This is a genomic window from Mesorhizobium metallidurans STM 2683, assembly GCF_000350085.1.
In the GTDB taxonomy this organism is placed as follows: domain Bacteria; phylum Pseudomonadota; class Alphaproteobacteria; order Rhizobiales; family Rhizobiaceae; genus Mesorhizobium; species Mesorhizobium metallidurans.
In genome coordinates this window covers 1-8312 of record NZ_CAUM01000183.1, presented here as the reverse complement: position 1 = coordinate 8312, position 8312 = coordinate 1, and the positions used below count along the sequence as shown (strand labels likewise).

Here is an 8312-nt window from a genome sequence, read left to right as displayed (position 1 = left end):
CCACTAGTGCTAACGGCCGGACGGGCGGAGGGATGAAGATGCGCCCGCCAGTCGATTTCGACCTCACCCTCGTCCAGTCGGTCACGCCAGAGACGCAGCGAATACGGCGACAGATGCAGCGCCGCGGCGTATTCGCGAACGCCCATGCCGCTCCAGTTCATCGCCTCGACATGCATTGCCCAGAACGCCTGGACGGCACGGTTGCGCACATCGGTGCTTATCGCGAAGCGTCGCCGAGCTTGCTTTTTCTGCCGCTTCGCTCGCTCTTCCAGGCGCTTCTGACGGCGCAATTCCGCCTGACATTCAGCCTGCTTACGCGCCGCGTCGTTGCCCGCAAAGTACTTCAGCCAGCGATCGAGCGTGTCCTTCGTCAGGCGATGCACACGGCAATATTCCGTCCGCGTCAGACCGCTGCGCCGCCACGCCTCGACGTGAACCACCCAATAGGATTGCCGCGCCTTGTTCTCGAAATGTCTCAAATTCACCGGAGATCCTCCATGCAACGAAGGAGCCCGACATGTCGCGCTATTGCACTACTCAATCTGGGTGCAGAGACCGGACGCTTACACACGACCTTAGGACTGCCGCCCGTAATCGGGGCGAGCGCTTGGCCGAGCGGAAAAGCGGTGCGTCGGCTGCGGTTCAACTGGCGGTCGTCGGCGACTCTGCGGCAAAATCTGCGCCTGTGAAGCAACGCAGGAGGCGAACCATGGAATTCTTTTGTGGACTGGACGTGGCAATGGACGAGACGGCGGTGTGCGTCGTTGACGATCATGGCGCGGTGCATCTTGAGACGACGGCGGTGACGGATCCCGATGCGCTGTTTGCGGTGTTGAAGCCGTTTGTGCCGCGCCTGCGTCGCGTCGGCCACGAGGCGGGGTCGCTGTCGCCCTGGCTGCATCCGGAACTCAAGAAACTTGGCCTGCCGGCCATCTGCCTGGAGACGCAGCACGTGCGCGCCGCGCTATCGGCGCAGCGCAACAAGACCGACAAGGCCGATGCGCTCGGCATCGCTCACATCATGCGCACGGGCTGGTTCCGACAGGCCTATATCAAGTCGGAAAGCTGCTACCGGACGCGGCTTCTGCTGGCCCACCGGCGCAATCTGAAGGCCAAGTTCCTCGACTTGGAAAACGCTATCCGCCATTCGCTGAAGTCGTTCGGCATCCGCTTGGGCAAGGTCGGCCGCGGGGCCTTCGAGCAGGCGGTGCGCCAGGCTGTGGTGGACGATCCGCTGTCGTCCGAACTGATGGACGCGATGCTGTCGGCGCGCGCCGCGCTTTGGAGGCAGTACTGCCGGCTGCACGATCTCGTCGTCAAAATGGTGGCGCGCAGCGAGCCGTGCCGACGCTTCATGGCAATCCCCGGCGTCGGCCCGGTGACGGCGCTTTCGTTCATGACGGCGATCGACGATCCGTCGCGCTTCCGCCGCTCGCGCGACGTCGCGGCCTACTTCGGGCTGACGTCGCGACGGTGGCAGTCGGGCACCTCGATCGACGTTCAGGGACGGATCTCGAAGGCCGGCGACGCTGATGTGCGGCGCGCACTCTACGAGGCGGCGTCCGGTTTGATGACGCGCTTCAAGGGCAGGGACAAGGTCAAGAGCTGGGGCCAGGAGATCGCCAAGCGCTCCTGCCATCGAAAGGCCTGCGTGGCGGTGGCGCGCAAGCTGGCGGTGATCATGCACGCTATGTGGAGCGATGGCACGTTCTACGTCGGCGACGCCGCAGCAAGCCAGGTCGACGTCGCGCAGCGCGCGCATGACAAGGCCCGCAAGCTTCTGGGTGCGCATCGATGAGCGGTGCGACGGAATTTGAAACGCATGGCGTCCGCACGTTGACGGGCGCTATCTGAGCCAAGGAGATCCGCCCCGGCGGATGAGGACCGATGCAGACCAGGAACGACGGAACGCACGTTATCTTGCCTGCGGCCGCGCCGATCGACAGACGGCCGGACCGCGCTCGATTGTCTGTTGCGATGCTCCGTCAGTCCAATGGAAAAGTGCGCCACGACGGTTCGAGGGCTGCTTTGGTGCAGCCGATTAATCCCGTCGCAGAGCGCGGAAGATTGCACGGCGCATCGGAACTCGACGCCAGAACGCGGTATCGTAGCGTAGAGAATAGATTCGTATATTATCGCACCAAAAGAGAGGAACGACGATGTCGAAAAGATCACCGGAAGCACAACCGATTAAGATGGCGAGATAAAAGGCCGCGAGGTGCGGCGTCGTTCGGTTGTGTTATTCCAATAGGTTATTCCTAATTTTCGCGAGGTGCGGGTTTTCCCTGCACCTCCCAAGATCGTCGATTTTCGTTCTTCGTCCGTAGCTTAGTGCGATGTGTGGCCGCCCGACTGGCCGTAGTGGGGGCCGGGGCCGGGAAAGGAGGGGCGTGGTCAGAGATTGTTCTTGAGGTGGCCGCTCGTCGTTAGATAACGAGCTGTTGGGTAGACTACGTCAGCACCTCGCCGACCTAGTCTGCGGTGGCCCGCGATCGGCGAACTGCTCGCTGCAGCAGAGGGGCGTCACTTCGGCCCGTGGAGCCGACGTCGTCAGCGCCGGCGGTAGGATGGCGGCCGAGCGCAGGCTTGTCGGCTGGCGTCATCTTCCGCATTTCGGATGCATAGGCTTCACGCCCAGTGGAAGCGAGCCAGTCGCGGCACGTCCGCCCTCAAATCCAAGGTTCCGTCGGAGTGTTCGTCGGGCACGGCATCCTATCCGAGATGCAGGCGCTACGCATCGCCCAGCCGCATTGACTCTCGACTGCTTGGGTCTGTTGATCCTGACACGAATGCGCAAACCGTCGTGTTACGCTTTGATGGTTTTACGCCACTGGCGTGATGGCCATCAAAGCAAATGGAGAGGTTGCCATGTCTAGGATCAACCGCCGCGCCTTGCTCCTCCACTCCGGCAGCGCAGTCGTCGCCTCGTCGACGACGGCAACGGCGCTCGGTGCAGAGCCGCCGAGCCGAGACCAAGAGCCGTCCAGTTATCTGCGAGCGCTGATTGAGGCGCACAAGACAGCCTATGCTGAGTTCGGCAAATCCCTGCACGAGTTAGGCGGTGGCAGCGGCGACCCCGTCAGAGCCAGCCGGCAAGAGGAGAGGGCGCTGCTCGCCATCTGCGGCTATCCGGCTGTTGGGGAAGGGGATCGCCTGGCCAAGGCCCGATATCTTCTGGAGATCGAGGCGCGCGGTGAACTCGACCTCGCAGAGCACATGCAGTCCGTTCTCCGATCGACGATTTGGAAGGGATGAGACAACGGCGCGCCTCACCGTCAGCTAATCAATTTCTGGTATGCGCCCCATGTCGGTCGTATGGTCAGTTTTGCCATTTCCTGAAAGCTGACGATCGCAGGCGACTGCGCTGGAAGCCGTGGGCCAGCGGCCATCCGCCCGACGGCATTCAGAATCGTGCTAGCAAAGTCTCAATCAGCGAAGCAACAAAAGGGGCGGTTTGGCCGTTCTGATCAGTCGCATCGGCGGCGGGGGGCATCCGAAGACATGACTACGCCGCAAATTCTGTCGTTCGCCGTTACCTTCATGATGATGGCAGCGTTCGTATGGGGTCGCTATCGATATGACCTGGTCGCAGCCGCGGCCTTGTTGCTTGCTCTGTCGATTGGCATTGTGCCTTACAACGAAGCCTTCAGCGGGTTCAGCGACGATATCGTGATCATTGTCGGCAGTGCTCTGCTGGTGAGCGCAGGCATAGCACGTTCGGGCATCATGGAAGTCGCCATCAGGCGTTTTGCGCCGAAATTGTCAGGCGTTCGGTCGCAACTGGCGCTGCTGGTCATCGTGGTCACGATTCTGTCTGCCTTTGTAAAGAATATCGGTGCGCTGGCGATCATGATTCCGATCGCCTTCCAGTTCGCGCGCCGGTCGAACATTTCACCGTCGATATTCCTGATGCCCATGGCGTTCGGATCACTGCTCGGCGGGCTGATGACGCAGGTGGGAACATCTCCCAATATCGTTGTGTCGCGCGTGCGAGAGGAGTTGACCGGAACCGCCTTCACAATGTTCGATTTCACACCTGTTGGAGCTGCCATAGCCGCCGCCGGAACGATCTTCCTGCTGTTTTTCTATTGGTTGCTGCCGGTGCGCGAAAAGCTCGGCGGGTCGCTGAATGAAGCCCTCGACATCAAGAACTACCTGACAGAGGCTCGAATTGTCAGCGATTCCACGGTGCTCGGGAAAACCGTCGCAGACCTCATGAAGCTTGCCGGCGGCGATGCCATCGTGACGTCGATCCTGCGCAATCGCACGATGCGGATGACGCCGCTGCCCGATGCCGTCCTCAGGGTGGACGACATTCTGTTGCTCGAAGGCGACCCGGCGGCGCTGGATCGCCTTGTCTCCCAGGGCAAGCTCAGCGTCACGGGCGACAGGGTCGGTGGTGACGGCACCACCAGCGAAATGGTGGCTATCGAAGCCGTGATCGGTGAAAGCTCCTCTTTGATCGGCTGGACAGCCCAGCGCCTTGCCCTTTACGATCGCTTCAATGTCAACCTCCTGGCGGTCAGCCGTCGCGGCGAGCGCCTCGACCGCAGGCTCGCCAAAGTCGAGCTAAGGCTCGGCGACATCGTCGTGCTGCAGGGCAATGCAGCGACGATGCCCGAGGTCCTGCGTGAACTCGGCTGCCTGCCACTGGCAGAACGGGCTATCCTTCTTGGTAGCGTGCGCAGAGGTATCGTGCCGGTGGCGATCCTTGCTCTCGCCATGGTGGCGACTGCGTTTGGGCTGCTCCCTGTCCCCGTCGCTTTCTTTGCGGCCGCGGTCGGGGTGGTGCTTTTCAAGGTCATCCCCCTCCGGGACGTCTACCAGTCGCTGGATGGTCCAATCCTCGTCATGCTCGCCGTTCTCATTCCTGTGAGCGATTCGCTACGCAGCACAGGGGCGACGGGAATAATTGCTGGCGAGCTTGCCAAACTGGGGACCATTCTTCCGGCGTCCGGCGCACTGACGCTCATCCTTGTCGCCGCCATGGCCGTTACACCATTCCTCAACAATGCCGCCACCGTTCTTGTCATGGCGCCTATCGCCGCCGAATTTGCCTGCGATCTGGGCTACAGGCCGGAAGCATTTCTGATGGCTGTCGCCATTGGCGCGGGCTGCGACTTTCTCACGCCGATCGGGCACCAGTGCAACACGCTCGTCATGGGGCCAGGCGGCTACCGGTTCAGCGACTATCCGCGTCTGGGACTGCCGCTATCTTTCCTCGTAATCATTGTTGCCGTGCCGATGCTTATGATCGTTTGGCCAAACTGACATCCGATATTCGGATGCCCTCGTTGGAAGTCCCCACATGGCACTACATTCGTGAATGGGTCGCCGCCGCGCAAGCTGGGGCTGCAGTTCAGAAGACGGGGGCTTACTTATGAGTTGTCCGCTTGCTCGGTCGTACCGATAGTCGTGATCCATGGCGCCTTACAGGGACGCCATCACTGCCCTCCACGACGTAGCGCACGCGAAGCTTGCGCCCTCTACTGCGATGTCGACGGCTATGCGCCTCAATCCAGTCGTTCAGCAGCAGAAATCGTGGTCCCATGAGCGGCCGTCCGATTCCGTCAGCTCTTCCGGCCCTCGACTTTCGGATCCACCGGTTCCATCGCCACTGCGATCTCGACCAGAATGGTGTCGCGATCGCCCGCACCGAGCGAGCGCTTGACGAACAGGCAGGTGCGCGCCTTGTCGACGTCGAAGATCGGCATGGAAATCTATTGTTGCGCAGAGCTCATCAGTGCGCATGACGTTGACGAGCTATTGAGCAGGCGGAGACTAAGTCTTGGGTGGGGCTTCCACCCCGGACATGGCGAGAACCGGGGGAGGAAGCCGGGCGCCTTCGATCTTGACCGCAGCCACGGCAGCATTGAGCTCGCGCAACTCATCCTCGGTAAAAGTGATTGCAGCGGCCGCGATGTTCTCGTCGAGGTGGGCGGCCTTCGTCGTGCCGGGGATCGGCACAATGAAAGGCTTCTGCGCCAAGAGCCAGGCCAGTGCCAGCTGGGCGGGTTTGACCTCCTTGCGTTGCGCCCACGTCCGCACGACATCGACAAGCGCCATGTTGGCCACCAGGGCATCCTCAGCCATCCGGGGAACCCAGGCACGGAAGTCTTGCACAGGGTCGTCGCCGAAGCGGCTTCCTGCCGTAATCGTGCCGGTCAGGAAACCATAGCCCAGCGGAGCCCAGCTCACGAAGCCGATGCCCAATTCCTCGCACAGAGGCAGCACGTCGGCCTCGGGACCACGCCAGACCATCGAATATTCGTTCTGGATCGCGGCGAGCGGCAGAATCGCGTGCGCGCGTCGGATCGTCTCCAGGCCCGGCTCGGAGAGCCCGAAATGCAGAACCTTGCCCTCGGCGACCAGATCCTTGACCGCGCCGGCGACGTCTTCGATCGGCACCTGCGGGTCGACGCGGTGCTGGTAGAGCACGTCGATGCGGTCGGTGCGCAGGCGGCGCAAGCTGCCTTCGACGGCGCGCTTGATGTGTTCGGGCCGGCTGTTCAGGCCCTCTCCGATCTTGCCGGTCTCAAGGTCAATGTTGAAACCGAACTTGCTCTCCAGAACGACCGTTTCGCGCAGCCCCTGCAGTGCCTCGCTGACCGATCTCCTCCGAAATGAAGGGCCCATAGACTTCCGCCGTGTCGATGAGGGTGACGCCCTGGTCCACCGCGCGCCTGATAAGCGCAACGGCAGCGGAGCGATCTATGGAGCTGCCGAAATAATCCTGGGCCGTGCCGTCGGCTTGGCCAGGTTTCCACTGGCATCCGAGCCCCACGGAAAACACCTCGACGGCGCCCAGCTTGCGGCGCTGACCCGCCGGTTGCGGGCTGGCCGTTTGCGCCGCCGCTTCGCCAAGCGAAGACAGCAGCCAGGGGGCGACGCCGAGCATGGCTGCCGACGCCAGAAATTGCCGCCGTTGCGGGTTGTCAATGTCTGAGGGAGACTGATCGACTCGATGAGATTTCGTCATGTCACAATCCTTGGCTCGGGATACGCCATGAGATCGGCGCGGATGCTTGGTGCGGTCGCCGGCCTCTAAGGGCGGCTTGCTGAAGATAGGCACGGCCCGCGCCGGCGACAGGGTCGATTCTTGCTCACTTCATGGCTCGCCCGGTTCAGGCGAAGCTGTCGCCGGAAAGCCTATCGGTGCCGGATCGACTGAGTCCGCGCCTGCCGGCTTATGTCCGATGGCGGCACGCCGTACTGCCTTCGGAACAGTTGACGAAAATGATGCAGGTTCGAGAACCCCGCAGCCGCAGCCGCAGCCGCCTGCGGCACGGTTGCCGGGGTCGACCGCAGAGCGTGAAAGGCTCGATCCAGCCGACTTACTGTTACAAAGCGATGCGGCGGCATGCCGAAGGTGTTGGCAAAACTGCGCGCGAAGTGAAACGGGCTGAGCGCGGCCGCCTCGGCAAGATCTCCCAGGGTCGGTGGTTTGCCGCCGATGTCCAGCACCCGTTCCACCACACGCTGACGCCGCCGCGCGTCAAGCGTTCGCGCGATTCCCTCGCGGCCACCGAAGTGCCGCCGCAGCGCCTGGGCATAGGCAGCGCGAACCAATGTCTCGGCCTCCGGGTCCGACATCGGTATCCACCCGCGCAGGGCGGCGCGCAGCCTGGTCGCGACCGCTTGAATGATCGGGTCCTGCCAGCCATGCACGTCGTCGAGATCGGCGTAGCTTTCGACACGCATGTCCCGCGCCATCTCGCGGCGCAGCTCGGCCGCCCCGGTGATTTCGAGAACGTCGGAGGGAGCATCCGTCTCCAACCAGGCGATCGGCGTGTCGCCGCTGCGCGGCGACAATCAAGGTGAGATTCGTCTCATCCTGATCGCCGCGCCATACGCCGCCAAGCCCGATTGTCATAGGCAGCACGGCCCGTGGCCTTGCAGCGCCATCGGCCTCGCGCACAACAGCATTCGCCTGGCCTGTGAACGCTAACGCGATCGACCCGGGTGCGGACGCCGAGTCGATCTCGCCGTCGCGCCATACTGGCAAAAGGCAATGCGCCAGCCGGAAGGTCTTGCTTTCCCGGCGGATGATGTCCGGTTGCGCGCGGTTGGTCATCCTTCGGCTTTTCCCGCTGGCGTGGTGGGCGAAACGGCCGCCTGAGCGGGTCCGCGGCTACAGTACGCCACTGATTTGCAGCATTTTTTCCGTCAGCGGCCTTCTCAATCGGTCCGCCAAACCGGCAGAATGACTGCGGTGCCAAACTAGTTCCATATAGGATGGACAAAACGAGGCTGAACCATGGCAGGTGGGACAGCCGCTTTCTGGCGGTTCTTCCCGAGAGCGGACGGTCAGC

The 8312-nt window shown here is 62.5% G+C and carries 6 protein-coding genes and 1 pseudogene; 3 read left to right on the top strand and 4 right to left on the bottom strand.

The genetic code is table 11. The features are described from left to right. Nucleotides 1–485 (bottom strand): IS66 family insertion sequence element accessory protein TnpA (tnpA, locus tag MESS2_RS33745; RefSeq protein WP_040594374.1); only part of this gene is annotated, 485 nt, incomplete at its 3' end. A 224-nt stretch (nt 486–709) separates the two neighbouring features. On the opposite strand from tnpA, the gene MESS2_RS29450 reads away from it, so the two are divergent. From MESS2_RS29450 to MESS2_RS29440, 3 genes are all read left to right on the top strand, one after another. After that, the gene (locus MESS2_RS29450) at nt 710–1798 is read left to right on the top strand and encodes an IS110 family RNA-guided transposase (RefSeq protein ID WP_008878352.1); all 1089 of its coding nucleotides are present in this window, start codon (nt 710–712) and stop codon (nt 1796–1798) included. Between the two features lie 1070 nt (nt 1799–2868). Then, on the top strand, nt 2869–3255 hold the full coding sequence (locus MESS2_RS29445) for a hypothetical protein (RefSeq protein WP_008878351.1): 387 nt from the start codon (nt 2869–2871) through the stop codon (nt 3253–3255). A gap of 246 nt (nt 3256–3501) precedes the next feature. Further along, nucleotides 3502–5271: an SLC13 family permease gene (locus MESS2_RS29440; RefSeq protein WP_008878350.1), complete on the top strand. Its 1770-nt coding sequence runs from the start codon at nt 3502–3504 to the stop codon at nt 5269–5271. A 299-nt stretch (nt 5272–5570) separates the two neighbouring features. On the opposite strand, the gene MESS2_RS32605 is transcribed toward MESS2_RS29440, so the two are convergent. From MESS2_RS32605 to MESS2_RS30395, 3 genes and pseudogenes are all read right to left on the bottom strand, one after another. Then, nucleotides 5571–5714 carry a hypothetical protein gene (locus MESS2_RS32605; RefSeq protein WP_008878349.1) on the bottom strand — a complete coding sequence of 48 codons (144 nt, stop codon included), beginning with the start codon at nt 5712–5714 and terminating at the stop codon, nt 5571–5573. A gap of 67 nt (nt 5715–5781) precedes the next feature. Continuing rightward, a pseudogene (locus tag MESS2_RS29435) lies at nt 5782–6979 on the bottom strand (aldo/keto reductase). A gap of 170 nt (nt 6980–7149) precedes the next feature. Beyond that, on the bottom strand, nt 7150–7812 hold the full coding sequence (locus tag MESS2_RS30395) for a helix-turn-helix transcriptional regulator (RefSeq protein ID WP_008878346.1): 663 nt from the start codon (nt 7810–7812) through the stop codon (nt 7150–7152). Between the last annotated feature and the right edge of the window lie 500 nt (nt 7813–8312).